A 25,268-nucleotide genomic window follows, 5' to 3' on the forward strand; every position below is an offset into this window, starting at 1 on the left:
GCATCGGCGGCACCGTGCGCGGCATCCAACGCCAACTCCACATCCGCGGCCGACGACCGCGCCACCTCACAAAAGGTCTCCCCGTCCACCGGCGACGGATTCTCGAAATAGCGGCCTTCCACCGGTGCCTTCCACTCGCCACCGATGAAGTTGTCGTAGCGGTCGGCGTAGGAGACGATGCTGCCTTCGGCGCCGGGCTTGGCGTAGATCATGACGGGTGCTCCTCGATGAGTCACGAAGGGTCGGCATCACGACACGGTCATCGTGATGTGCACCACTATGGGCCGCGAGGGTTGGCACAAGGTTGAACCCGGCTGCGCGCGTCGCGGTCAAGCACGCAGGGCGGTGTGCAGGCGAGCGGCGGCCACCGCCCGGCGCGCGTCCCGGGGCGGTAGCAGCCGCAGCGCGTGTTCGTGGATCTCGATATCGCCCGGCGCCTTCGCGCCGTAGTCCAACGCGTACTCGGCCTCGCCGGCGGACAGCACGGCGGTCCGGATACCGACTTCGAGATACTCCCGCCATTCGACGATGCCGGGCGTCTGCGAACCCGGCAGCAGCGGACCGCGATACAACCGCACCGCCCGCGCCGTGTCACCGGCGGCCAGGGCCGCCAGCATCTCGGTGGCGTCGCAGGACACCGGGCTGGTCAGGCGATAGACCCGGTTGCTGATATCGCCCCCGGTGGCGCGGCGCAGATGGGAGACATCGGCTTTGAGGGTGCTGGATCCGGTCGGGCGATCGCCGTAGACGGCCAGTTGCAGCCGCTCGGGCGTGTAGCCCTCGGGCTCGAGCGCCAGCAGGGTGAGGATCTCCAGCAGCCGGCGCCGCAGCCGCAGCGGCCGCCCGCCGCGAGTCAGGGTGGCACCACCCAGGCACTCCAGCCGCACCCCGGACGCGGTATACCCCACGCCGCCTTGGAGTTTCGCTTCCACCGCGGCGGTCAACGACAGCACCGTGGACATGGCCAGCGGATGGGAGCGGTCCCAGGTGGTGGACAGATCCAGCACCCCGAGCTGGCGGCCGTCGGCGGCCCGGATCGGGGCGCAATAGCAGACCCAGCCGTGCAGGGCCGCCACCAGATGTTCGGCGGAGAACACACTGCTCGGCCGGCCGGTGTGCAGCGCCAGCGACAGCGCGTTGGTGCCCATGTGGTTCTCGTCCCAGCGCCCGCCGGGGGTGAAGCCCACGCGTTCGGCGCGACGGCGCATCACCTGACCGCCGTCGGACCACAGAATCGTGCCCGCCTCGTCGGTGACCGCGGCGACGAAGCCGGCATCGTGGGTGACGCTGTGCAGCTGGTCCGACAGCTCCGCGATGGGTGCGCGCAGCGGCGACTCGGCCCATCGGGAGGCGACATCGTCCACCGCGGGAGCGCAATCGGTGGCCGGATCGACGAAGGCTCGCGACCGGAGCCAGGACTGCGCGACGTCCGGTCGCGGGTCCGCGGAATCCGAACCGACGGGTTGCGCGGCCCGGGCTCGCGCCGGACGCTCGGCATCGGTGCCGGCCTCGGCATCGGTGCTCACCGGATGTGCGGCGCGGGTTTCCGGCGCACACGCCGCCTCGATCTCGATCGGACCGTGGCGCGGATTCGGCACCCAGCGCGCCCATTGCCGTTCCAGCGCGGCCCGGCGCCGCAGCAGCGCGCTGTCCGGTCCTGTTCGCATCCGCACCTCACCCGTCGCCGGTCGGCCCGCACTCCAGCGCGGTCCGGGATGCCGGGCCGCACGGCTGTCGGCTCGAGCCTCATTGTCCAGCAGACCGGCTCGTCGTGGGCCCGAAACCGGCGGTGCGCGCGAGGGCCGGCGTCAGATCGGCGTCAACTGGAACAGCCGGAACCGGCGCGTCCCGGCCAGCCGCTGCTCCATCGCGTATCCGGGCCAGTAGGCGACCGCCCGCTCCCATGCCCGTTCGCGTTCGGCGCCGCTCAGGTGATCGACCCGCACCTTGACCCGCCGGCCGCCGGTGTGCACCTCGGCATCCGAGGCGGCGGCGAGATTCGCCGACCAGGACGGGTGTTCCGGCCGGCCCCAGTTCGACCCGACCAGCAGATACCGGTCCGGCCCGTCGGGCACGTACAGCAGTGACACGGTGCGTGGCAACCCGGACTTGCGGCCCAGCACGGTCAGCTCCATCGAAGGGAGACCGGCCAGGTCGAGGACACCGTGGCGCCCCCGGGTGAGCCGCCGGACGATGCGTTCCAGGACGGCGACCACCGGGCCGGTGCGCATCACCCAGGGGATGCGGGCGATGGCCCGGCCCAGGGCCGGCAGTGGGTTCCGCAGAATCGAGCGCTGCTGACGGTCCGACATGGTGCTCCGCGTCATCGCGAGGTGGTTATCGCGAGGTCGCCGCGCGTTTGGGCAGCTTCCAGCCCGGGCGCGGGAAATGGCAGGTGTAGCCGTCGGGGTACCGCTGCAGGTAGTCCTGGTGCTCGGGTTCGGCCTCCCAGAACTCCGACGCCGGGGTCACCTCGGTGACCACCTTGCCCGGCCACAAACCCGAGGCGTCCACGTCGGCGATGGTGTCCTGCGCGATCGCCTTCTGCTCCTCGTCGAGGTAGAAGATCGCCGAACGGTAGCTGCTGCCGATGTCGTTGCCCTGCCGGTCCTTGGTCGAGGGGTCGTGGATCTGGAAGAAGAATTCGAGCAACGTCCGATAGTCGGTACGGGCGGGGTCGTAGACGATCTCCACGGCCTCCGCGTGGCCCGGATGGTTGCGGTAGGTCGGGTGGTCGTTGCGCCCGCCGGTGTATCCCACGCGCGTGGAGATCACACCCCGTTGCCGGCGAATCAACTCCTGCATGCCCCAGAAGCAGCCGCCTGCCAGAATCGCCCTGCGTGTGTCGGTCACGCTTCCTCCTTCAGCATTCGGTCCCCACCCAGTATTGCCCCGATACAACTCCCGCGAGACCCGGAAAAGTCCCGCTCGCCGCGCCCGGCTACCGGTCCTCCACGTCCGCCTCGGAATTCGTTGCGGGCACGGCGATTTCGGTATGCAGGTCCACCCTGGTCCCGTCGGGGCCGGTGGTGATGTCGACATCGGTGATCAGCGCCCGCATGATCGAGAGTCCGCGCCCGCGCACCGGGTCCGGCGCCTCGGTGCGGCGTTCCCAGCTGCCGTGGTCGACGATGGACAGATACAGATCCGTCCCGGTGATCTCGCCGCGCAACCCCACCATGCCCGGCCCTTCGCGGTAGCCGTGTTCCACCGCGTTGGTGCAGGCCTCGTCCACCGCCAACAGCACGTCGTAGACCTGGTCGGCGCCGAGACCGCCCCGCTGCAGCCATTCGCGCAGTTCGTGGCGCACCTCGGAGATGCGCCCGGCCTCGGAAAGAAAATTCGCCTCGAAAGGTTCCACCAGCGACCTCGGTTCGCGTCTCTCGTATCCCCCGGCCGGATCGTCGGGAGGATCTCGAAATCCGCTCATTCCCTCACTCCGATCGCAGCCGATGATCGTCTCGACATCGGCGATACCCCCTTTCACGCGCGCCATGCGGCACGATCGTCCGATCAGTCACGCAGAGCCTTCTCGCGCAGCTGTTTCAGCGTTCTGGTGAGGATCCGGGAGACCTGCATCTGCGAACAGCCCAGTTTGCGCGCGATCTGCTCCTGGGTCATGCCGCCGAAGAACCGCATGGTCAGCACGTAACGTTCCCGCTCGGGCAGGGCGTCGATCAGCGGTTTCACCGTCAGGGTGTCGTCGATCGCCCCGAAAGTGGGATCTTCGTCACCCAGGGTGTCCAGGATCGAACTTCCGGAGCGGGTGTCGTCCTCGCCGGTCGGGACGTCGAGGGATTGCGTCTGATAGGCGTTGCGGGCGATCAGGGCCTGCGTCACCTCGCCGAGATCGGCGTCCATCTCCTCGGCGATCTCGCGGGCCCGCGGCATCCGGCCCAGCCGTTGCGACAGGGTTTCCACGGTGGGGCCGAGCGCGGTCTGGATCTCCTTGATCCGCCGGGGGACTCGCAGCGCCCAGGTGTGATCGCGGAAGTGGCGGCGCACCTCCCCCATCACCGTCGGCACCGCGAAGGCCAGGAACGGCGACCCCTGCGTCGGATCGAACCGGTCGACGGCGGCGACCAGCCCGACTCGGGCGATCTGCAGCAGATCTTCGAAATTCTCGCCTCGACCACTGAATTTGCGGGCGATGTGTTCGGCCAGCGGCAGGCACCGCTCGATCACCCGTTCACGCAGCTGCGCTCGCCGGGGATCGTCGGCCGGCAGCGCGGCGAGCTCGGTGAACAACGGGGCGACATCGTCGTAGCCGTCGGGGTGCGAGCGGTTGGCGCCCGAAGCGTTCTCAGGCGACATCGGTTCCGCCACGGGCCCAGCGGAATTCGACAACGGTGGGATATCCGCCCACGGCTTCGTCGTAGTCCGACGTGTCGGTGCGCACCCACTCGGTGAGGGTCGTCACGATATGCCAGCCGAAGCTGCCGGTATCGGGGCCGTCGGCCGTCGTGGCCACCGCGGCCACGCGCACGTCCATGGTCGACTCACCGGCGGTGAACGAGCAGTCGATCACCGTATCGGGCGCCGCGTCCACGACCAGCGCACTGACCACCTCGTCGACGGCCAGGCGGATGTCGGTGGCCTCGTCGATACCGAAATCGGCGACCAGCGCGACGGTTTCGGTCAGCGCCCGGACCATTACGAGCTGTTCCACGAGGGCCGGCACCTGGAATCCGACCGCAGTGGTCCCCGCGTCCGGAGACACCTTCTCGACCATGCTCATTCGTTGCTCCCAAATATAGTGCCGCAAAACGAATTCACAGCGTACGCGAGCGCGCGCCCGATACCATCCTCTCGCATCGGAGGCGCCCGTTCGAAACTTGCCGGAACGGGTATGTTGTTCAGCGGCGAATGCTCGCCACGCCGCATACAGCGGCGCAGATCGGAATACGCCGGAGGTATCGAAGTGGCGAAATGCGGTACGAATCGCCCCGCGTGGAAGGTGGCCCGATGAACGGCGAACGGGTGTCACCGCTGTTGCGCACGGAGCACCGCACGGAAGGTTCGGCCGTGGTCGTGACCGTGCACGGTGAGGTGGACATGAACTCCGCACCGCACCTGCAGACGGCCCTCGATCAGGCCCTGCAGTCCGAACCCAGCACCGTGGTGCTGGATATGACCGAGGTGGGATTCCTCGGTTCGGCCGGGCTGAGTGTGCTGCTCGCGACCTCTCAGGCCGGTCCGGCCGGCGGCCTGCGCGTGGTGGCCTCACCCGCGGTCCGGCGGCCGATCGAGGTGACCGCCCTGGACAAGCTGCTGCGGCTGTTCGCGACCGTCGAGGAGGCGCTGGCCGCGCCCGAACAGTCCCCCTCGGCCTGATCCGGCCGGTGCCGGGCCCCGTCATCGCTGCCGGGGCAACCGGACGACCTGGACGAAGAATTCATCGATATGCTTGATCGCGGCGATGAATTGATCCAGGTCGACCGGTTTGGTCACATAGGCATTGGCGTGCAGGCGATAACTGCGCAGAATGTCTTCCTCGGCCGCAGAGGTGGTCAGTACCACCACCGGAATATGGCTGAGGTCCGGATCGGATTTGATCTTTTCCAGAATTTGCCGGCCGTCGTATTTCGGTAGGTTCAGATCGAGCAGAATGAGATCGGGCCGCGGCGCGTCGGGGAATTCCCCCTGCCGGTACAGGAAATCCAGCGCCTCCTGCCCGTCGTGCGCGACGTGCAGTGTGTTGCCGATCTTGCCGTCCTCGAAGGCTTCCCGCGTCATCAGCTCATCGCCCGGATCGTCCTCGACGAGCAGGATGTCGATGGGCTGGCCCACTGGTACGGTCATGCGTCGGCTCCTTCGGATACGGGGTCGAGGGCGGCGGGCGTGGTCCGCGCCGCGAGGGTGAAGCACAGGCGGGCGCCGGCGGTGTAGTCGGTATCGATCCACAGCGTGCCGCCGTGATGTTCGACGATCTTCTTGCACAGGGCCAGCCCGATGCCGGTACCGCTGTACTCCTCCCGGCTGTGCAGGCGCTGGAAGATCACGAAGACCTTGTCGGCGAACTCCGGCGGAATACCTATTCCATTGTCGGACACCGTCATTCGCCATTCGCCCGGGAGATCGCCGGCTTCGCACTCTATCCGGACGACCGGTGCGGTATCGGGCTTGCGGAATTTCACGGCGTTGCCGATCAGGTTCTGCCAGAGCATGGTCAGCAGGGTCGGTTCGCCCTGGAGCTCCGGCAGGTGTGGCGGCCGCTCGACCACCGCACCGGATTCCTCGATCGCACCGGACAGGTTGTCCAGCGCCGCATCCAGGGTCGCGTCCAGTGCCACGACTTCGTTGCCGTCGATCACCCGGCCCACCCGGGAGAACGTCAGCAGGTCGTTGATCAGGCGCTGCATCCGCTTGGCGCCGTCGACGGCGTAGTCGATGTACTGTTTGGCCCGCTCGTCGAGCTGATCGCCGTAGCGCTTCTCCAACAGCTGACAGAAAGCCGCGACCTTGCGCAGCGGCTCCTGGAGATCATGAGACGCGACGTAGGCGAACTGTTCCAACTCGGCATTGGAGCGGCGCAGTTGCACCGTCTGGCGATCCAGATCGGTCGCCTGCTGGGCGAGCAGCACCTCCTGCGCGCGCGAAGAGCTCAGTTCGGAGACCACGCGGGTGCGCATCTCCTCCACCGCCTCGGCGACGGTTGCCAGGTCGGCCGGGCCGTGCGCCTCGATCCGGTGGTCGAATTCTCCGTCGGCCACGCGACGCGAGGCGCGGGTCAGATCGTCGAGCGGGCGGGCGATCAGCCGCCGGATCAGCACGGTGAGCGCCAGGCCGGTGAGCAGCACGAGCCCGACCACCGCGATCAGCACCCGATCGCGCAACGTCCGCGCCCGCTCCAACTCGGCGCGGTCGTGAGCGATGGCGGCCGCCGAATCCGCGTTCTGCGCAGCGAATTTCGCCCGCAACTCGTCGAACAGCGCCTTACCCCGGGTAACCAGGGTCGTGGTATCGGGCCGGGGTGCTCCCGCCGCCGCGATCAGCGGTTGGGCGTAATCGGTGCGCCAGCGGTGCGCGGCGTCCTCGACCGCGTTCAGATCGTCGAGCAGCGCCGGGCGTCCGGCCGCCAGTTCGCGAATGCGCGCGGCGGCCGCCGCTTCGTCGGTGACTCCCCGGTCGTAGGGCTCCAGAAACTGCTGCTCGGCCGAGATCGCATAGCCACGCAGTCCGGTCTCCTGATTGACCAGCGCGGCCTGCAGCCGATAGGCCTCGGTCGCGGCCGGTTGGGTGCGGTCGAGCAGGCGGTCGGTGATGGTGTTGGTATGCGCGATGACCTGGCCGGCGACGACCGCGCCGACCAGGACCACGACGACATTCAGGGCGAGTACCAGCTGGAACCAGGTTTGTGCGGTCAGTCGGGCGACGAACCCACCGCGGCGCCGAACGTCGCTCACTCGCCCCGCACTTCCTCGCGCGGACGCCTACGCAGGTAGACGATCGCGACATCGTCGTCGAGCCCGCCCGCCGGAGCGGCGATCGCTTCCACCCGACCCAGCAGTTCGTCGAGATAGCGGGCCGGTTGGTCGGCGGTCACGGATTCCGCGATCGACAGCAGGCCCTGCTCCCCGAGCCACCCGCCGTCGGCTCCGGTGCGCACCTCGAACAGGCCGTCGGTGAACAGGATCAGCCCGGTGCCCACCGGCACGGTCAACTCGCTCACCGGCCAGTCGGCGCGGCCGGGCATGAAGCCGATCGCGGGCCCGCCGGGCACCTCGACCCACTCGGTGCCGGCCGGCGAGTGCACCAGCATGCCGGGATGACCCGCGCGGATCACCTCCGCCCGGTCCCCGCCGGGCGGAACGTAGAGCGTGGTCAGGGTCGCGAAGGTGTGCGGTCCGGTGCGCTCGGCGACCAGCACCTGCTCCAGCAGCCGGAGCTGGCAGGCACCGGTGATCCCACTGAAAACCAGTGTGCGCCAAGCCAACCGCAGCCCCACACCGATGGCCGCCTCATCCGGGCCGTGCCCGGCGACATCACCGATCAGGGCGTGGACGGCACCGTCCTCCGCCTGGACGACGTCATAGAAATCCCCGCCCAGCAGCGAATGCGCCCGGCCGGGCCGGTACCGCGAGACCACATCGACGACGGGGGCGCCGCGCAACAGCGGTTTGGGCAACAGCCCCCGTTCCAGTCGCGCGTTCTCCGCCGCCCGCATGGTGGTGGCCCGCAGCGCGGCGGTGGTCCGCTCGGCCTGCTTGCGCTGAATCGCATAGCGGACCGCACGGCCGAACCATTCGGGTTCCACGCGGCCCTTGACCAGGTAGTCCTGCGCGCCGGCAGCCATCGCGGCCAGACCGGTTTGTTCCTCGTCGAGCCCGGTCATCACGACGACGGCGACCTGATCGGTGTATTCGCGCAGCTGCGCCAGCGCATCCAGCCCGTGCGAATCGGGCAGATTCAGATCCAGCAGGACACAGTCGGGCAGGCCCGCGGCCAGCCATGCACCGGCCTCGGCCAGTGACCGGACGTGTTCCAGCCGCACCCCGGGTGCACCGTCGGCAACGAGTTCCTCGACCAGCAACGCATCGCCGGGGTCGTCCTCCACCAGCAGAATCGTCTGGGCGGGCGGCACCGGCTGTCCGTACGCGGGCCGCAGCGCGGCGGATGCCACGAACTCCGACGCTCGCTCACCGCGCGCCGGTACCGGCTCGGCACCGTCGGACGACGGTTGTGCGGACCCCGACATATCGCGAAACCGTGGGACCTGCTCCCAGGCGGGAACAGCCACCGTGCCTACAGCGGCACGTTTCGACAATGCTGCCTCCGATCAAAGAAGTGGCGGCACCAGCGCACGCCGACTTGCTCAGCGGCCCGTTGCTCGACCGTGAGGCATAGCTGATCCTATCCGACCGGGGGCGAGTACGCGGCGACGGTGATCACCAGACGGCGTCGGCGCCGGCCCGTTCACCGCTGAGTGACTGGCGCACAAGGGTTTTCGCGGACAGCGCCAGATTGTCGGGCGCGGGCAGCCCGCCGCCGGGGGCCGTGCCCGGGATCGCGGCGCCGAACGGGCGCCGGTTGCGAAGTTTCCTCGTCCAGACGGCGATCACCGTCGCATACACCGCGATGACGACCAGTGCCACGGAGCCGATCACCATGAGCAACGCAACCACGAACGATCCGGTCCTCTCGATGTCTGTTCATTCGGATGTCTCGACACAACATGCCCGGAAACCGGCGGGCCAAACAGCGGAAGGCGAGACGCGGATCACCTCGGCAGGCCCGCTACCGGGCCGGACGTGGCCGCTGCCCCGACAACGGCGGATACTGAGTCGGTGAGTATCGAACAACCGCCCGCCGCCGTCCCGCTCGACCCGGTGGCGAGCGTGCTCGGCGCCGAGCCGTGCGACGGGGTGGGCTGGTTCCGGTTCCGATTCGCCGATCAGAGCTGGGAGTGGTCCGACGAGGTCGCGCGAATGTACGGCTACACCGCCGACACCGAACCGACCACGGAACTGCTGCTCGCGCACAAGCATCCGGACGATCGCGCGCGAATGGCGGCGAGTATCAGCACCGCGATGGAGACGGGCGAGCCGATCTGCGGCCGGCATCGCATCATCGATACCGAGGGCGCGGTCCGCGAGATCATCGTCGTCGGCGAGCAGCTCGCCGACGACGACGGCAGTGTCATCGGCACCTGCGGGTACTTCGTCGATGTCACCGAGACGATGGCCGAGGAACGCAACGAGGCCCTGTCGGAGGTACTGCCCGAGGTGATCGAGGCCCGCGCGGTCATCGAGCAGGCCAAGGGCGCGCTCACCCTCGCCTACGGAATCAGCCCGGAACAAGCGTTCCGCGTGCTGAGCTGGCGCTCGCAGGAGACCAACACCAAACTTCGTGACCTGGCCGTGCAGTTCATGGTGGAGTTTCAGCGCCTGAACGGCCACAACACCGCCCTGCGCACCCGGGTCGACCACATCGTGCTGACCGCCCACCGGCTGGTGCCGCGGGGCTGACCCGAATTGGGTGTCGCCGGCGGCGGGCGGGACGACCGGCACGCGACGGCCGCCTGCCCGCACCCGCTACGAGGCCGACCGGGTGGGCGTTTCGCGGCTCGCCGCGGTAGCCATTTCGCGGCTCACGACGATTTCGCGAGTCGGGCCGGTGCCGATCGCGGTGGCGTGGGCGTCGATGCGCACCTGCGTGCGGCCGCGGATGGCTCGGTCGCAGCGGGCGGCCAGATCGTGTCGGTCGGTCCCCGGTTCCTCGATCGGAAGCAGGACGAGTTCGGCGACGACGCCCTTGGCGCGTAGCACCCGGCGGGCGGAGTCGAGGAAGGTGTCCACGCCCACGAACCCGGGCACCGTCGACGTTTCGCCGGCGCGATCGAGATAGCGCAGGCGGATCGGTTGCACCGGGGTGCCGGTGTCGATCGCGGCCTGGAACAGTGCCGGGCGCAACCGGCCGTGGGCCCGGCCGCACCAGGTGGTGCCCTCCGGGAACATGCCGACCCGCTCCCCCGCCGCCAGGCGCGCCGACATCGCCGCGATCACCTCGGGCAACTGCCGCAACCGTTCCCGGTCGATCGGGATCACCCGCATGAGCCGCGCCAACCGGCCCAGCACGGGCCACGACACCAGGTCACCGCGCGCTACGAAGCCCATCGGCGAGACCGCCGCCAGCGCCAGGACATCGGCCCACCCGACATGCCCGGCCACCACGAGCAGGCCACGCCCGGAACCGGCCGGACCGTTGCCCGCCGGGTGGGAGCGGGCGGCGAGCCGTCCGCCGCTGCCGTTCCGATCGGCAGCCGGGGTACCGGCACCGATCCCAGCGACACCGATCTCAGCGGCACCGATCTCACCGACGCCGCGTCCTTCGGCACTCGGGCCGGTGCCGCCACGCTCGTCGACCACTCGCAGCGCAATCCCGCAGCACCGCAACAGGACTCGCGCGTACCCGCGGTGCAGCCGGGTCCGCCGAGCGCGCGGCGTCACCACGTTGACCACCGGAAACGCCACCAGCAGCCCGAGCACTCCCGCCACTCGCGCGACACTCCGGACCGCACCCGCGGTATCCGGTGCCGCCACACAGCCGGCCCCGCACGGACTGACCGGCATCCACGCGTGCACTGCCGCCGCCACGACCGGCTCGACGGAACTCGGCGCGGTCGAGCCGGGCAGCGAAACGTCCCGGGACGCACCGCCATTCGCCTCGGTCGTGGAACGCACGCCCGTCGGCGCGGCCGCCGACGACGCCATCGCGGTGTGCCGGTGCGCCGGCTCTGCCGCCACCACGTCGGCCGGCCGGGCCGCAGTCGTGGCGAGAGTCGCTGCGCCGCTGCGTAAGTCGGTTCGCGTCATCGTGTTCCTCCACCGGTATCGCGAGGCCGGGCCGCCTCGGTCTCCGCAGCCCGGGCGTCCATGGCTCCCGCCGCGCTCTGCAGGCGTTCCAGGTAGCGGGTGTTGATGGTGTCCAGGCCGAGCAGAGCGACGAAATCGGCGACGCCGAAATCGGGGTCGTGCGCGGGTTCACCGCAGATCTCGGCGCCCAGGCGCAGATAGCCGCGCAGCAGTGGCGGGAGTTTCGGCCGCGCCGGGCGGGCCAGTTCGTCGAGCCCGCGGCCGTCGACCACGACCGGTCGGTAGGGGCGCACGCGGCGCTCCGGATCGCCGGCGTGCTTGCTCAACAACAGATCTCGCACCGCGGCGACATTGGCGCCCGGCGGGTCGGCCGGGGTGTCGCGCATCGGGACCGAGACGCAGCCCATCACCCAGTCGTATCCGGTGAGCTGGATGTAGTGCAGGATTCCGGCCCACATCAGGGTGAGCACCGAACCGTTGCGATGCTCGGGAACGACGCACGCCCGGCCCATCTCGACGATCCGGCGACCTTCGGGATCCAACGCCCGCAAATCGAATTCGGTGGCGGTGTAGTACCCGCCCGCCGCGGCGACCTTGTCCGGTGGCAGCATGCGGTAGCAGCCGACGAATTCGCCGGTCGCCTCGTCCCGGACCAGCAGATGGTCGCAGTGCTCGTCGAATCGGTCGGCATCGAGTTCCTCGGGGTGGACCGGAATGTCGAAGCCGGGCTCGTTGGCGAAGACCCGGTAGCGCAGACGTTGCGCGGCCAGGCGATGATCGAGATCGGAGGACACGACCAGGGAGTACTGTGGTGCGGTGGCCCCGGGGCCTGTCGTGCGGGTCGGTGTCAGCACGGACGATGGCGTCATGCTCTCGATGAAGCCAGGCGGATTCGGCGATGCGGCGACGCTCGAGTGTCCGGGCGATGCCAGTCCGGTGAACGAGACCCCCGTCACACCGAACGTTCACTGTGTCGTTCCCGCGAGTTGGCCCAACCGCCGCACCGAGGTCCGGACGCGGCGGCCGAGTCGGCGGTTCGCGTTCTCGCGGGCAACACTGCGGGCGCCCACCACGAGCAGCAGGATCGCCACCGCCGCGGTCGGGCCGATGCCCAGGCCCCGCTACACCGGGTTGTTCGGATCCCGTTCCGGCAGTGGGCGTTCCGTGATCACCGGGCGGCCCAGCGGATTGCGGACCCGGCGTTTGGCGGCCTGGTAGACCTGAATCGTCTCCGCAGCCACCACATCCCAGGCGAAATCCGCGGTCAACCGCTCGCGGGCGGCGTAGGCGCGCTCCTGCGCGGCGGCCGGATCGTCGAGGACCGCGACCACCGCCTCGACCAGACCCGTCACATCCGCCGGCGCGAACGAGGCCCCGGTGACGCCGTCGATGACGAGCTCGCCGAGCCCGCCCGCCGTGGAGGTCACCAGCGGCGTACCGGCGGCCGCGGCCTCCAGCGCGACGATGCCGAACGGTTCGTACCGGCTCGGCAGCACGATCGCATCGGCGCCGTGCAGCCAACCCAGCAGTTCCGCGTGGTCGAGCCGGCCGGCGAAATTCACCGCGCGCGCCACCCGGTGCACCCGGGCGCGCTCACGCAACCATTCGAACTGGGTGCCGACGCCGGCGATGGTGAGGGTGGCGCCGGGGTGGGCACGACGGATCCGCGGCAGTGCGGCGATCGCGTCCTGTACGCCCTTCTCGTATTCGAGCCGCCCCACGTAGAGCAGGCGCGGCGGCCCGGAGCGTGGCGCGCGCTCGCGAAACGTCCACGCGCCCACGTCGATTCCGTTGCGAATCACCGTCACCGGCACGAGTTCGGGACCGTAGAGCTTCTCCACCTCGTCCTGCATCGAGGCGGAACAGGTGATCAACGCATCGGATTCGCGGGCCAGCCACCATTCCACCGAGTGCACCTGCTTGTTCACCCGGCCGGAGACCCAGCCGCTGTGCCGGCCGGCTTCGGTGGCGTGGATCGTCGACACCAACGGGACGTCGTAGTGTTCGGCCAGCGCGATCGCCGAATGCGCGACCAGCCAGTCGTGCGCGTGCACGACATCCGGGGTCCAGCCCTCGGCGATGCCGGGCTTGCTCAACGCGATTCCCGCGCGCACCATCGCATGGCCCATCGCCAGCGTCCAGGCCAGCATGTCCTCGCCGAAATCGAAGGCCGGCGGGTCCTCGGCGACGGCGACCACCAGCACCCGGTCCTCGATGAAGGTGTGGGTGGGGTGGGTGGAGGCGTCCGTGCCCATCGGGCGGCGAGCCAGCACCACCACCTCGTGGCCGGCAGCCGCGAGCTCCACGGCCAGGTGATGGACATGCCGACCGAGCCCACCGACGACTACCGGTGGGTACTCCCACGACACCATCAAGATCTTCATGCCGGTCCTTCTGTTGCTCCCGCCGAGCGGTGACCGACTGCGGGTGAATCCGTAGCCCGTGCGTCGAGTCGTCGCGCATCGAGAGCGGGAAAGAAACCGTCGGCCGCGTACCATCCTGCCGCCAACAGCCGTGCTTTGGCGAGTTGGCCCGCGGTCACGGCCGCGGCGATCTCGCGCACGGCGTGGGCGTGTTGATGGGCACGGTCGCGGGCATAGCCGGCCGCGGAGTCCTTGCTGACCATGAACGCCCAGTCGCTGGAGACGGCCAGAATCGCCTCGCGGAGCAGCTGATCCGCGACCGGATCGCGCAGCCCGTCGGCCTGGGCGGCCATCTTGTCGAGGGTGTCGAGGGCGGTGCGCACGACCTCCGCGTTGAGCTCGACCAGGTCCTGCACCTGGTCACCGGCCCACACCCGCCAATCCTTACCGGAGCCCCACGACGAATCGGCCAGTTCCACCGGCTCGCCCACATACCCCTCCGCCCGCGCATCGGCGAGGGTCCCGACGGTGACGCCGGCCGCCGGCAGCGCCCGCAACACCTGCTCCAGCCACTGCGGCCCCTCGTGCCACCAGTGGCCGAACAGTTCGGTGTCGAAGGCGGCCACCACCAGGGCCGGCCGCCCGATCCGCTCGGATTCGTCGATCAGGCGCTGCCGCACCGTCGCGACGAAATCGGCGACGTCCCGTTCGATCGCCGCCGCGGCGGCAGCGGGATCGTAGGGCGCCTTGTCCGGACCGGCGACCTGCTTGCCCGTGACACGCGCGGGCTTGAGACCGGTCGCATGGTCGTAATGATGGAAGTCGCGATAGTGCGCCTGCCCGGGATAACCGGATTTCGGCGACCACACCCGGTAGCTCACCTGCAGATCCCGGCCGAACGCGACCACATCGCTGTCCCACACCGGGCGGCCGAGGGTGGTGTCACCGCGCAGCGCCGGACCGTCGACCATGAAATGCGTCACACCGGCAGCGGCGTAGCCCTGTTCCATACCGGGAGTGAAACCGCATTCCGGCGCCCAGATCCCCGCGGGCCGGCGGCCCCAGCGATGCCGGGCATCGGCCAGGCCCTCCCGCAGCTGGAAATCCCGCAGTCGCGGATCCAGCAGCGGCTGGAACGGGTGCGCCAGCGGACCGCCCAGCAGTTCGATCGCTTCGGAGTCGATCAGTTCCCGCCACACCGGCGAACCACCGTGGCGCCAGCGCAGCTCGAAATCGGTGAGCGCCTCGGCCGCCAGCGCGTGCTCGTAACGGCCCAGCTCGCGCTTCCCGGCCAGCGCGGCCTCGTCCGCGCGCATCTGCCAGTTGCCCAGCCAGTGATGCATGGCCGCCAGCGCGTGCGGATCGTCGAGCTGCGCGGCCAGCACCGGGGTGATACCCAGGCTGAGCAGATGCGAACGCCCTTCCGCGGCAAGGGTTCTCAGCACCCGCGCCACCGGCAGATAGGACGCCGCCCACGACTGATACAGCCACTCCTCACCGACCGGCCAGCGTCCGTGATGGACCAGCCACGGCAGATGGGAGTGCAGGACCAGGGCGAACCGGCCCGGCACCGGCGACGAATCGCTCACGGCTTCACCGCGATCGCGACCAGATCGAGGCTGGCGTCGATCTCCGGATCCCAGGCGGGAACGCCCGAGCCGAGCGCGGGACGCAGCTCGAAGTCGTCGGTGCGCACGCCCGCCACGGCGGCGGTCAGCTCGGCGGGCCAGGGCTCCCCGGCCAGCGCCCGCTCGATCTGCGCGTCGATGAACGAGCCTCCCCACTGCCGGTCGAGGGCGACCAACGCCGGACCGTGATGAACCCCGGCCATCACATCCACCCGGAATCCGGCCTCCACCAGCAACTCCGAGAGTTCGGCGGCGTTCAGCTCGCGAGTGTGGAAGGGGTTCAACGGCGTATCGCGACCGGGCGAGAAGGTGATCCGGTTCGGCGTGCTGATCAGCAGCTCGCCGCCCGGGCGCAGCACGCGCAGGCATTCGCGCAGGAATTGTCCCTGGTCCCACAGATGTTCGATGACCTGGAAGTTCACCACCACATCGACCGAGGCGTCGTCGAGCGGCAGGTCGGCGAGATTGCCCTGGATCATCTCCACCCGGGGATAGGCCGCCCGCACATGCTCGACGGCACTGGTGTCGTAGTCCAGACCGATCACCTTGGTGGCGACGTCGGCGATCATGTTCGCGCCGTATCCCTCACCGGAGCCGGCCTCCAGAACCGTTGCCCCGGCACACCGTTCGAGCAGGCGGGCATAGACGATCTCGTGGCGGCGGAACCAGTAGTTCTCCTCCGCGATACCCGGCACGGTCCGTTCGCCGGTCAACGGCAGCGATTCGACCCCGGCAGACTCCCCGTTCACCGGGGAGACGACAGCCTCACTCATTGGATCGACGTTAGCGGTTGCCTGTATCACACCCGCGCTCGGACCGGCCATGGAGAACATCACACCCTAAGTTACCCGTGGGTAACTTAATCTAGGGTAATCTCCCGGACGGAGCTTTAGATGTGACGGAGCTTTTCACGTGGACGTACGGCCACCCGATCGTGCGACCCCACCTCACGTGCCACCAGAACAGGAGGTCGACGAAGACCAATGCCGAACATCGTCGTACTGATCAAGCAGGTTCCCGACACCTGGTCCGAGCGCAAGCTCAGCGATGGTGACTACACCCTCGACCGGGAGGCCGCCGACGCGATCCTGGACGAGATCAACGAGCGTGCCGTCGAAGAGGCCCTGCTGATCAAGGAAGCCCAGGGCGGCGAGGTCACCGTGCTCGCCATGGGACCCGAGCGCGCCACCGAGGCGATCCGCAAGGCGCTGTCCATGGGCGCCGACAAGGCCATCCACGTCAAGGACGACGCGATCCACGGCTCCGATGCCGTGCAGACCGCGTGGGTGCTCGCCGGTGCGCTGGGCCAGATCGAAGGCATCGAACTCGTCATCGCCGGTAACGAGGCCACCGACGGTCGCGCGGGTGCCGTGCCGGCCATCATCGCCGAGTACCTGGGCATCCCCCAGCTGACCCACCTGCGCAAGCTGACCGTCGACGGCGACAAGATCACCGGCGAGCGCGAGACCGACGAGGGCGTGTTCAAGCTCGAGGCGAACCTGCCCGCCATCGTCTCGGTCACCGAGAAGATCAACGAGCCCCGCTTCCCCTCCTTCAAGGGCATCATGGCCGCGAAGAAGAAGGAAGTGCAGACGTTCACCCTGGCCGACCTGGGCATCGACCCGTCGACGGTCGGTGTGGCGAACGCGGGCACCGCGGTCACCGGTGTCACCCCGAAGCCGCCGCGCACCGCGGGCGAGAAGGTCGTCGACGAGGGCGAGGGCGGCAACCAGGTCGCGCAGTACCTCATCGGCCAGAAGATCATCTGATCCCGCCGAGCGCATTCACCACAGACTTCAGGAGAGATACACATGGCAGAAGTACTTGTGCTCGTCGAGCACGCCGAAGGTGCCCCGAAGAAGGTCACCACCGAACTCCTCACCGCCGCCCGCACCCTGGGCACCCCGGCGGCCGTCGTGCTGGGTGCGCCCGGCACGGCTGACAAGCTGGCCGACGCCCTGACCGCTGCGGGCGCCGAGAAGATCTACGTCGCCGAGTCCGACGACGTCGAGGGCTACCTGGTCACCCCGAAGGTCGACGTGCTGGCCGGGCTGGTGGAGTCGGCGTCGCCGGCCGCCGTGCTGGTTGCCGCGTCCGCCGAGGGCAAGGAGGTGTCGGGTCGGCTGGCCGCCCGTATCGGTTCCGGCCTGCTGGTCGACGTCATCGGCGTCAACGCCGACGGCTCGGCCACCCACTCCATCTTCGGTGGCGCGTTCACCGTCGACGCCAAGGCGACCGGCGACGTCCCGGTGATCTCGGTGCGCCCCGGCGCGATCGAGGCCGCTCCGCAGGCCGGCGCCGGCGAGAAGGTGACCGTCGAGGTTCCGGCTCAGGAAGAGGGCGTCACCAAGGTGACCTCGCGCGAGCCGGTCGTCGGTGGCGATCGTCCGGAGCTCACCGAGGCCACCATCGTGGTCTCCGGTGGCCGGGGTGTCGGCTCGGAGGACAACTTCCACAAGGTCGTCGAGCCGCTGGCCGACGCGCTGGGTGCCGCGGTCGGCGCCTCGCGTGCCGCCGTCGACTCGGGCTACTACCCGGGCCAGTTCCAGGTCGGCCAGACCGGTAAGACGGTCTCGCCGCAGCTGTACGTGGCCCTCGGCATCTCCGGTGCCATCCAGCACCGCGCGGGTATGCAGACCTCGAAGACCATCGTCGCCGTCAACAAGGACGAAGAGGCGCCGATCTTCGAGATCAGCGACTACGGCATCGTGGGCGACCTGTTCAATGTCGCCCCGCAGCTGACCGAGGCGGTCAAGGCCCACAAGGGCTGATTCGGACCCCTGCAGGGAGTACGGCCCGCCGGATCGGTTCCGATCCGGCGGGCCGTCTGCGCATCGGCGTGCGTCCGCGGTGCAGGCCCGATCAGCGACGCCGGTCCTCGTCGCGGCGCGACGACTTCTCCGGCGGCCGTCCGGTGATCACGCCGATGGCGGTCGGGATGCACAGCGCGATCCCCCACGGCACCGCCACCCAGAAGGGCCAGAAGTACCCGGCCCCGGTGGCCGCCCAGATCACCAGGCACAGCACATTCACGAACACCCACGGCGTCCACATGATCAGTACCCAGGGCGGTACCGTCCGGCTGCGCGGCGCCCGCTGTCGCTCCGCGTGGACGGCGGGTAGGTCCGACAGGATCGGCGCGAGCTCTCCGTAGGTGCGTGCGGCGTATACCTGCTGAACGCGGTCGTCGAATTCGGCCAGGTTCAGCCGGCCCTCGTTCATCGCCGAGCGCAGTTGTTCGACGATCTTCTCGCGGTCCGCGTCCGAGGCCCGCACGTGCTCGTTTCCCACGGGCCAAGCCTAGAACGCGACGCCGCCGGGCGCTGGCGGAACCATCGGCTCCGAAACCGAAGCCGCACGCGACAATCCGCTTGCCCCTCCCCACCGGCATATCGCAGGCTGAGCGCATGCCGACCCACCCCGCTCCGCTCGCTCTGCCACCCGAGGTGGTCACCACCGTCAGCACGGCCTTCGGCGCACGTGGGCGGGCTTGGCTGCGCGACCTGCCCGCCCTGGTCGAGGAACGCTGCGCGCACTGGCAACTGGAACCGATCGGCGCCCCGTTCGGCGGAGGCACCCACTCCTATGCCGCGCCGGTGCGCCGCGCCGACGATTCGGTCGCGGTACTGAAGATTCCGATCGTCGACGAGGAGAACGCCGGCGAGGCGAGCGGGCTGTTCTGTTACGACGGCGACGGTGCGGTCCGCCTCTACGACTACGACCCGGCGAGCGGGTCGATGCTGCTGGAATGGGCGCGGCCGGGCACGCCTCTGTTGCAGCAGCCCGGTTTTCCCAGCCTCGAGGGCTTACCCGAACATTCGGACAAGGTGGACGCGGCCTGCCGACTGTACCGGCGACTGCGCCGCGAACCGCTTCCCCTGCCCGCCGGATTTCCGGAATTTCCCCGTGTCGCCGCGATTTTGGCCGACTGGTCGGTTCGCTTCGGCAGTCCGGAACCCGGGTTGACGCGAGCCGTTCCGACCGGTCTGCTGGAACGTGCCATTCACCACTGTGCCGAACTGACACGGCATCCGGGGCCGCCGGTGATCGTGAATCGCGACACCCACTTGGGCAATATCGTTGCGGCCGAACGGGAACCGTGGTTGCTGATCGATCCGAAACCGTATCTGGGCGAGGCCGCATTCGATATCGGTTTCCTGATCACGATTCGGATTCAGCGATTCCCCACGGCCGCCCACGCGGAACGAATGGTGACCTCCACCGCGACCGCCACCGGCGTCGATCCCGACCGCGCGCACGCCTGGGCGTTCCTGCGCACGATGGAGGAAATCGCCTGGGCCGTCACCGATGACGAGCCCGACGACCTGCGCTTACACCTCGCCGTCGCCACCGCACTGGCGGCCGCGGCGGGCCCGTCGGCACCGGAGGCTCCACCCGTGCGGCCTCCCGGATTCCGAAACAGCCACGCTGAACATTTTCCTACCCAACCGTAGATAACGAATCGGTCGCTGCCACCCGGAATTGCTGCTATGTTTGCTGTCGTCGGGTGCTGGGGCCGATCGGGATCCTCGACCGGCAGGTAGATGATGAATTCGCCTGTCCGGTAAGCGCTTCGAGGTCCCATTCAGGTTAGGTGCAGTAACATCCTGCCTGCCGCGTTCCCGCCGTCCGACCTGAGTGATATCGGCCGTGCGGACTCGCGGTCGTCGAGTAGGGAAGGACGAAGCGGCCGGGATATCCGGCACCGAGGGAACTGATGAATCAAGCTACCGCCGTGACTCTTTCGTGGATCCTCGCCGCCATTCTGATACTGACGATTGCGGGAGCCGTCTACGCCGCCTATTACGCGTCGCAGCAACGTGCCCGCGCTCGCAGAGCTGAGGCGGAGTTACGCGCCCACGAGGACGAGCTCGAACATTTCACGAGCACCACAATGGGTTTGGTGGCCGATTCGGTGCGGCGCGCCGAATCGACGGTCGAACTGCCCGCCATCGACCGTGGCGGCTCCCGCTTCGCCCAACTGCTGCAGCGGCTGACCGAACGCTACGCCGACGATCTGCACCGGGTGGCGGCCGAAACCCATGAGCGCACCACCCAGGAACTCGAATACGAGAAGCAGCAGGCGATCTCCGCCACCGAGGCCAGCGTGCGTGAGCAGGTCGAGAACGCCTCTCGCGAGGCGACCAGCGCGGCCGTGCGCGCCTTCGGCACCTCGGTCGTCAGCCTGGGCGCCGACGTCAGCCAGGTGGTCAGTGCCGCACTGCGGGAACATCGCGGCGACGACGTCTACGAAACGCTGATCCGGATCGACCACAGCGTGCAGCAGATGATCCGCCAGGCGCAGTCGTACGTGATCGTCTGTGGCGGTCTGCCCGGACGCCGCTGGCCGCAGCAGTCGCTGACAGACATCGTCGGCGGCGCGATCGGCCGCGTGCGCGACTTCACCCGGGTGCGGCCGCAGCAGCTCGACCGGGTCGTGATCAGCCGTGCGGTCGAGCCGCTGGTGCACACCCTGGCCACCCTGCTGGACAACGCGTTGCGCTACTCGCCGCCCACCTCGTTCGTCGATGTCACCTTCCAGGAAGGCCACCACGGCCTGACCGTGATCGTCGACGACGCGGGCGTCCGGATGAACCCCGAACAGATGGAGGAGGCCCGACAGGTCCTCGCCGGTGAACGCACCGTGGACATCCACCAGCTGGGCCCCACCCCGCGCGTCGGTTTCCCTGGTATCGCCGCCCTGGCGCGCCGCTACGGCTTCACCGTCTACATCGACGGACCGAACATCTACGGCGGTATGCGAGCAATGGTCTATGTGCCGGAAGGACTGCTGGCCGCCCGGCCCGAGGCCATCGACACCGCCATCGCCCCGCCGTTGTCCGCCCCGGCCGAAATCCCCGCGGCCCCGGCGGTCGCGACCAGTGCGGTCGCGAACAATATCGATATTCCCGCCGCGGTGAGCATCTCCTCGGCGGCCTCCGGCTCGGTCGCCGAGCCGACCCCCCTGCCCGCCGCTGATCCGACACCGACCGGCCAGTCCTCGACGGTGCACGAGATCACCCCCGGCGGTCTGCCGCGCCGGCGTCGCCGCAGCGTGGCCGTGCCCGCCTCCGCTCGCGGGCCCCGCACCGATACCGGTCTCCCCCGCGTCGATATCGCCGAAGCCTGGCAGACCGGTTCCACCAGCGGACGTGCAGCCGCACATGACAACTCCGAAGGGATGACATCCTGATGGCCACACCCGGCACCACTGTGACCGACAGCGACAACAAGCTGTCGTGGATGCTCGAGGACCTCACAGTTCCCGGCGTCCGCTTCGCCGTACTACTGTCCGAGGACGGCCTGCGCATCGCCCACGTCGGCGCCATCACGCTGGACGATGCCGAGCGGTTCGCCGCCGCAGCGTCCGGACTCAGATCCTTGGGTAAGGCGCTGAGCGAATTCTGTGGCGGCGCGAATACGGTGCGCCAGAACATGACCGAGTACGACGAGGGCATGATCTTCATCACCGCAGCCGGTGAGGGCGCGCTGATCGGCGTGTCCACCATGCCCGATGTCGATGTCAGCATGGTCGCGCACCGGATGAACGAACTCGCCGTCCGAGTGGGCCGTGAACTCGGCAGCCTGCCCCGCCACAGGCCCGGTAGCGATCGGGCATGAGCACGCACCGGCGCGATCCCGATCTGGTCCGTGCCTATGTGCGCACGGGTGGCCGCACCCGTGCGTCCCGCTCGGTCAACTTGGTGACACTTGTTGTGGCAGCCCAGGATCCGACGCCCGGTGCGAGTCCGGACGCGCGCCGGGTTTTGAGTGTCTGCAGCCGGCACGCTGCACTGTCGCTCGCCGAAGTGGCCGCATATCTCGACCTGCCGCCCTCGGTAGTGAAGATCGTGGTATCGGATCTCCTCGACAGCGGCCATCTGGTCAACCCGACCCCGGTGGACAATGTGCCGGAGGTCGCCCTGCTCGAGGAGGTACTGAATGGGCTCCGCGCTCTCGCCGTCTGAGCGCCCGACCGCCCTGTCCGAACGACCCGCCCCCGTGACCGAACGAACGGTCGACTATGTCCCCGAAACGGTCACGCGGTCGGTAAAGCTGTTGGTAGCAGGTAATTTCGGCGTCGGTAAGACCACGTTCGTCAGCAGTGTGTCCGAGATCCGGCCGCTGCGCACCGAGGAGACCATCACCGAGGCCAGCGTCGGTGTCGACGATATGGCCGGCCTCCCCGGTAAACAGACCACTACGGTCGCCATGGATTTCGGGCGTATCACGCTCAATCCGCAACTGGCGCTGTATCTGTTCGGCACCCCGGGCCAGCGCCGCTTCCTGCCACTGTGGGAGGAATTGGCGAACGGTGCGCTCGGTGCGCTCGTCCTGGTCGACACCCGGCGGATCGAGAAGGCCGACGAGGTGCTCTCGATCCTCGAGGAACGCGGCGTGCCGTATTCGGTGGCGATCAACGAATTCGACGGCGCACAGCGCTTCCCGCTCAGCGAGATCCGCGACGCCCTCGATCTCGAGCCGGGCACCCCGTTGACCGCGTTGGACGCGCGCGACCGCGGCACCTGCCTCCGCTCGCTGATCACGCTCGTCGAATTCCTGTTCCACCGGCTGGAATCCAGAGGCTGAGATCCGACGGATCGCAGAACGCCGCACCTGTCGAGTGCGGCGTTCTGCGTATTCGGACCTCGGTCATGCGCTGTGGAGCGCCGCGAGAAGGGTCACCAGGATGGGCGAGCGGCGGATATCGCTGCGCAGTACCGCCGAGACCGGGATGCGCAATGGTCGGCCCGCCAAGGTCAACGTCGCGATGCCCTCGGTCGCACTGTCGGCGTAGAGAATGGTCCAGGCATCGGGACGGTTGATCAGTTCCATCGTCGCGGTGTGATCCGGCGGGATGGGCGGACCGTAACTCGGGCGGGTGGGCAGTTCGGCGAAGGCGTGCCGGACGACATTGTGCAACAGCACCTGTTCCGTCTCCGGTGGGAGGAGCAGCGGGTATTTCCCCAACTCCGGGAGTTTCACATCGGTCCGGCCGGCCAGCGGGTGGGCGGTCGAGGTGGCGATGACGAGGTCCTCCACCCACAGCTGCTCGACCGTCAGACCGGGCTGTTCGACACTGCCTCGGATGAGAGCAAGATCACAGTCGCCATCGGCGACCGCCGCGATGCGCTGCCGGAAAGGCTTGATGACGAACTCGATTTCGGCACCCGGATGCGCTTCGCGTGCTCCGGCGATCGCCGAGAGCGATCTTGTTGCGAAGGACATATTCGCCGCCAAGCGAATTCGCGGCCCGGAGTCGCGAACAGCTGCGCGAATAGCGGATTCGAGGCTCAGCATTTGTTTCGCAAGAGGAAGTAGCCGAGCAGTTGCCTCGGTCGGCACGACCGAGCGCGTCGAGCGCTCGAACAGCTGCACACCAAGATCATGCTCGAGTCTCGCGATTTGATGACTGATAGCCGATTGCGATATGAAGCACCGAGTAGCCGCCCGGCTGAAGCTCAATTCCTCACAGACCGCGACGAAGTACGTGAGCTGCCGCAGTTCCATCACGATCTCCATTCATGAGCGATCTAGATAAGAGTCATCAATATTATGCGCCCTGACCCCTGGAACATCCAGCCAATGAATCGCGGTTAGTAATGACAGAAGGAGGCTGTCATGCAACACGTGGATGCGGGAATCGAAACCACCGATGTGGTCATCGTGGGTTCGGGGTTCGGCGGGCTCGCCGCCGCGAAGCAGCTCAGCAAATCGGGGGTCGACTACGTTCTCATCTCCGCCACGCCGGAACATCTGTTCCAACCGCTGCTCTATCAGGTAGCGACGGGTGTGCTCCCGTCCACCGACATCGCCCCGCCGATCGCGCAGATCCTGCGCCGGCACAAGGGCGCTGATGTGCGCCTGGGCAAGGTCGTCGACATCGACGCCGACGCGGCGGTACTCACCTACGAGACCGAGCAGGGACCGCGCAAGATTCGCTACGGATCGCTGATCGCGGCGACCGGCGCCACCCAGTCCTATTTCGGCCGCGACGATTTCGCGGAGAAGACATTCTCGCTCAAGACCATCGAAGACGCGAAGCTGCTGCGCGCGCAGATCGAGCGGGTCTTCGCCGAAGCGGCCAAGGCGGACCGCGAAACCCGCGAGCGCCTGCTGAGCTTCGTCGTCGTCGGCGCCGGCCCCACCGGGGTGGAAGTCGCGGGCCAGCTCAAGGAGCTCGCGAAACGGCATTACCACCAGGAGATTTCGGTCACCCTGGTCGAGGGCGCCGGTGCGGTGCTGCCGCCGTTCGGGGGCAGCCTGTCGGAGTACGCACGGAAGTCGTTGACCCGCAACGGCGTCGAGGTATTGCTCGACACCTTCGTCACCGATATCGAACCCGGCAAGGTGACGGTCAAGACCAAGGACGGAGTCGAGCGCGGTATCGGCGCCGAAACCGTGGTGTGGTCGGCGGGTGTGGCGGCCGGTGGTTTCGCGAAGCTGCTGGCCGAGGCGACGGGCTGTGAAACCGACCGCGCCGGGCGACTGCTCATCAACCCCGACTGCACGGTCGGCGGACATGCCGACATCTACGCCATCGGCGATATGACCTCGCTGAACGGCTACCCCGGCCAGTCGCCGACGGCCATGCAGGAGGGCCGCCACGTCGCCGACATCATCCGCCGCAAGAAGCCGGCCGGCACCCCGTTCGTGTACTGGGACAAGGGATCGATGGCGGTGATCAGCCGGTTCAGCGCGGTCACCAAGCTCAACGACCGGATCAAGTTCACCGGCACCATCGCCTGGGCTACCTGGCTTGCCGTGCACCTGTTCTACCTGGTCGGCTTCCGCAACCGCTTCGTCGCGGTGCTGTCCTGGCTGGTCGCCTTCGTCGGCACCGGCCGCCCGGGCTTCGACGAAACCGATACGCCCGCCCGCACCGAGGCCCCGCGCGACCGACAAGCCGCCTAGCGGAGAAGCCATCGGCGGCGCTGACGCCCTGCGACAGCGTCGCCGTA

27 protein-coding genes and 1 pseudogene are annotated in these 25,268 nt (G+C 68.5%); 10 read left to right on the plus strand and 18 right to left on the minus strand.

Annotation, left to right across the window (positions count from 1 at the left end; all coding sequences use genetic code 11):
* From ON37_RS17775 to ON37_RS17805, 7 genes and pseudogenes are all read right to left on the minus strand, one after another.
* Positions 1-212, minus strand: a pseudogene (locus ON37_RS17775) (aldehyde dehydrogenase); the annotation flags it as partial.
* A 117-nt stretch (positions 213-329) separates the two neighbouring features.
* Positions 330-1,667 carry a sigma-54-dependent transcriptional regulator family protein gene (locus ON37_RS17780; RefSeq protein WP_040720751.1) on the minus strand — a complete coding sequence of 446 codons (1,338 nt, stop codon included), beginning with the start codon at positions 1,665-1,667 and terminating at the stop codon, positions 330-332.
* Positions 1,668-1,808: 141 nt separating this feature from the next.
* Positions 1,809-2,327 carry a nitroreductase family deazaflavin-dependent oxidoreductase gene (locus tag ON37_RS17785; RefSeq protein WP_051031725.1) on the minus strand — a complete coding sequence of 173 codons (519 nt, stop codon included), beginning with the start codon at positions 2,325-2,327 and terminating at the stop codon, positions 1,809-1,811.
* A 10-nt stretch (positions 2,328-2,337) separates the two neighbouring features.
* On the minus strand, positions 2,338-2,853 hold the full coding sequence (gene msrA / locus ON37_RS17790; RefSeq protein ID WP_040720752.1) for a peptide-methionine (S)-S-oxide reductase MsrA: 516 nt from the start codon (positions 2,851-2,853) through the stop codon (positions 2,338-2,340).
* Between the two features lie 88 nt (positions 2,854-2,941).
* The gene (locus ON37_RS17795) at positions 2,942-3,496 is read right to left on the minus strand and encodes an ATP-binding protein (RefSeq protein WP_040720754.1); all 555 of its coding nucleotides are present in this window, start codon (positions 3,494-3,496) and stop codon (positions 2,942-2,944) included.
* Positions 3,497-3,513: 17 nt separating this feature from the next.
* A complete protein-coding gene (locus tag ON37_RS17800; protein WP_040720893.1) occupies positions 3,514-4,314 on the minus strand; it encodes an RNA polymerase sigma factor SigF in 801 nt (266 codons plus the stop codon).
* The gene (locus ON37_RS17805; RefSeq protein WP_083893083.1) at positions 4,304-4,738 is read right to left on the minus strand and encodes an ATP-binding protein; all 435 of its coding nucleotides are present in this window, start codon (positions 4,736-4,738) and stop codon (positions 4,304-4,306) included. The genes ON37_RS17800 and ON37_RS17805 overlap by 11 nt, the downstream gene beginning before the upstream one ends.
* A 227-nt stretch (positions 4,739-4,965) precedes the next feature.
* Here ON37_RS17805 and ON37_RS17810 point away from each other — a divergent pair, with 227 nt between their 5' ends.
* Positions 4,966-5,334 (plus strand): STAS domain-containing protein, encoded by a 369-nt coding sequence (locus ON37_RS17810; RefSeq protein ID WP_051031753.1) that lies wholly within the window; start codon positions 4,966-4,968, stop codon positions 5,332-5,334.
* 21 nt (positions 5,335-5,355) lie between these two features.
* Here ON37_RS17810 and ON37_RS17815 read toward each other — a convergent pair whose 3' ends face one another.
* The 4 genes from ON37_RS17815 to ON37_RS17830 form a co-directional block, all read right to left on the minus strand.
* A complete protein-coding gene (locus ON37_RS17815; RefSeq protein WP_040720755.1) occupies positions 5,356-5,802 on the minus strand; it encodes a response regulator in 447 nt (148 codons plus the stop codon).
* Positions 5,799-7,406, minus strand: a complete 1,608-nt coding sequence (locus ON37_RS17820; protein ID WP_051031726.1) for a sensor histidine kinase — start codon at positions 7,404-7,406, stop codon at positions 5,799-5,801. Before ON37_RS17820 ends, ON37_RS17815 begins: the two co-directional genes overlap by 4 nt.
* Positions 7,403-8,698, minus strand: coding sequence for a PP2C family protein-serine/threonine phosphatase (locus ON37_RS17825; protein ID WP_083893097.1), 1,296 nt, complete (start codon positions 8,696-8,698; stop codon positions 7,403-7,405). Before ON37_RS17825 ends, ON37_RS17820 begins: the two co-directional genes overlap by 4 nt.
* A gap of 190 nt (positions 8,699-8,888) precedes the next feature.
* On the minus strand, positions 8,889-9,125 hold the full coding sequence (locus ON37_RS17830; RefSeq protein ID WP_157171482.1) for a hypothetical protein: 237 nt from the start codon (positions 9,123-9,125) through the stop codon (positions 8,889-8,891).
* Positions 9,126-9,287: 162 nt separating this feature from the next.
* Between ON37_RS17830 and ON37_RS17835 the strand changes: the two genes are divergently transcribed.
* On the plus strand, positions 9,288-9,968 hold the full coding sequence (locus tag ON37_RS17835) for a PAS and ANTAR domain-containing protein (protein ID WP_040720757.1): 681 nt from the start codon (positions 9,288-9,290) through the stop codon (positions 9,966-9,968).
* 66 nt (positions 9,969-10,034) lie between these two features.
* Here the strand turns inward: ON37_RS17835 and ON37_RS34710 are convergent, their stop codons facing one another.
* From ON37_RS34710 to ON37_RS17860, 5 genes are all read right to left on the minus strand, one after another.
* Positions 10,035-11,096 (minus strand): lysophospholipid acyltransferase family protein, encoded by a 1,062-nt coding sequence (locus ON37_RS34710; protein WP_422615684.1) that lies wholly within the window; start codon positions 11,094-11,096, stop codon positions 10,035-10,037.
* Positions 11,097-11,311: 215 nt separating this feature from the next.
* The gene (locus ON37_RS17845) at positions 11,312-12,184 is read right to left on the minus strand and encodes a GNAT family N-acetyltransferase (RefSeq protein WP_051031755.1); all 873 of its coding nucleotides are present in this window, start codon (positions 12,182-12,184) and stop codon (positions 11,312-11,314) included.
* A 252-nt stretch (positions 12,185-12,436) separates the two neighbouring features.
* Positions 12,437-13,699, minus strand: a complete 1,263-nt coding sequence (locus ON37_RS17850; protein ID WP_040720758.1) for a glycosyltransferase family 4 protein — start codon at positions 13,697-13,699, stop codon at positions 12,437-12,439.
* Positions 13,696-15,267, minus strand: coding sequence for a 1,4-alpha-glucan branching protein domain-containing protein (locus ON37_RS17855; protein WP_040720760.1), 1,572 nt, complete (start codon positions 15,265-15,267; stop codon positions 13,696-13,698). The genes ON37_RS17850 and ON37_RS17855 overlap by 4 nt, the downstream gene beginning before the upstream one ends.
* Positions 15,264-16,079: a class I SAM-dependent methyltransferase gene (locus ON37_RS17860; RefSeq protein WP_040720761.1), complete on the minus strand. Its 816-nt coding sequence runs from the start codon at positions 16,077-16,079 to the stop codon at positions 15,264-15,266. Before ON37_RS17860 ends, ON37_RS17855 begins: the two co-directional genes overlap by 4 nt.
* 210 nt (positions 16,080-16,289) lie before the next feature.
* Between ON37_RS17860 and ON37_RS17865 the strand changes: the two genes are divergently transcribed.
* The gene (locus ON37_RS17865; RefSeq protein ID WP_040720763.1) at positions 16,290-17,075 is read left to right on the plus strand and encodes an electron transfer flavoprotein subunit beta/FixA family protein; all 786 of its coding nucleotides are present in this window, start codon (positions 16,290-16,292) and stop codon (positions 17,073-17,075) included.
* A gap of 42 nt (positions 17,076-17,117) precedes the next feature.
* On the plus strand, positions 17,118-18,077 hold the full coding sequence (locus tag ON37_RS17870; protein ID WP_040720764.1) for an electron transfer flavoprotein subunit alpha/FixB family protein: 960 nt from the start codon (positions 17,118-17,120) through the stop codon (positions 18,075-18,077).
* A gap of 91 nt (positions 18,078-18,168) precedes the next feature.
* Here the strand turns inward: ON37_RS17870 and ON37_RS17875 are convergent, their stop codons facing one another.
* Positions 18,169-18,597, minus strand: a complete 429-nt coding sequence (locus ON37_RS17875; RefSeq protein ID WP_051031727.1) for a DUF1707 domain-containing protein — start codon at positions 18,595-18,597, stop codon at positions 18,169-18,171.
* A 116-nt stretch (positions 18,598-18,713) separates the two neighbouring features.
* On the opposite strand from ON37_RS17875, the gene ON37_RS17880 reads away from it, so the two are divergent.
* The 5 genes from ON37_RS17880 (at position 18,714) to ON37_RS17900 (ending at position 22,896) form a co-directional block, all read left to right on the plus strand.
* Positions 18,714-19,760: an aminoglycoside phosphotransferase family protein gene (locus ON37_RS17880; protein ID WP_083893084.1), complete on the plus strand. Its 1,047-nt coding sequence runs from the start codon at positions 18,714-18,716 to the stop codon at positions 19,758-19,760.
* A gap of 281 nt (positions 19,761-20,041) precedes the next feature.
* The gene (locus tag ON37_RS17885) at positions 20,042-21,499 is read left to right on the plus strand and encodes an ATP-binding protein (RefSeq protein WP_245553247.1); all 1,458 of its coding nucleotides are present in this window, start codon (positions 20,042-20,044) and stop codon (positions 21,497-21,499) included.
* Positions 21,499-21,927, plus strand: a complete 429-nt coding sequence (locus ON37_RS17890; protein ID WP_040720766.1) for a roadblock/LC7 domain-containing protein — start codon at positions 21,499-21,501, stop codon at positions 21,925-21,927. Before ON37_RS17885 ends, ON37_RS17890 begins: the two co-directional genes overlap by 1 nt.
* Entirely contained in the window at positions 21,924-22,274 is a 351-nt protein-coding gene (locus ON37_RS17895) for a DUF742 domain-containing protein (protein ID WP_040720767.1), read from the plus strand. Before ON37_RS17890 ends, ON37_RS17895 begins: the two co-directional genes overlap by 4 nt.
* Positions 22,249-22,896 (plus strand): GTP-binding protein, encoded by a 648-nt coding sequence (locus tag ON37_RS17900; RefSeq protein ID WP_083893085.1) that lies wholly within the window; start codon positions 22,249-22,251, stop codon positions 22,894-22,896. The genes ON37_RS17895 and ON37_RS17900 overlap by 26 nt, the downstream gene beginning before the upstream one ends.
* 63 nt (positions 22,897-22,959) lie before the next feature.
* Here ON37_RS17900 and ON37_RS17905 read toward each other — a convergent pair whose 3' ends face one another.
* Positions 22,960-23,817 (minus strand): LysR family transcriptional regulator, encoded by an 858-nt coding sequence (locus ON37_RS17905; protein WP_040720902.1) that lies wholly within the window; start codon positions 23,815-23,817, stop codon positions 22,960-22,962.
* A 111-nt stretch (positions 23,818-23,928) separates the two neighbouring features.
* Here ON37_RS17905 and ON37_RS17910 point away from each other — a divergent pair, with 111 nt between their 5' ends.
* The gene (locus tag ON37_RS17910; RefSeq protein WP_040720769.1) at positions 23,929-25,221 is read left to right on the plus strand and encodes an NAD(P)/FAD-dependent oxidoreductase; all 1,293 of its coding nucleotides are present in this window, start codon (positions 23,929-23,931) and stop codon (positions 25,219-25,221) included.
* Positions 25,222-25,268: the final 47 nt, after the last annotated feature.

The sequence above is a fragment of the Nocardia veterana NBRC 100344 genome, assembly GCF_000308855.1.
Classification (GTDB): domain Bacteria; phylum Actinomycetota; class Actinomycetes; order Mycobacteriales; family Mycobacteriaceae; genus Nocardia; species Nocardia veterana.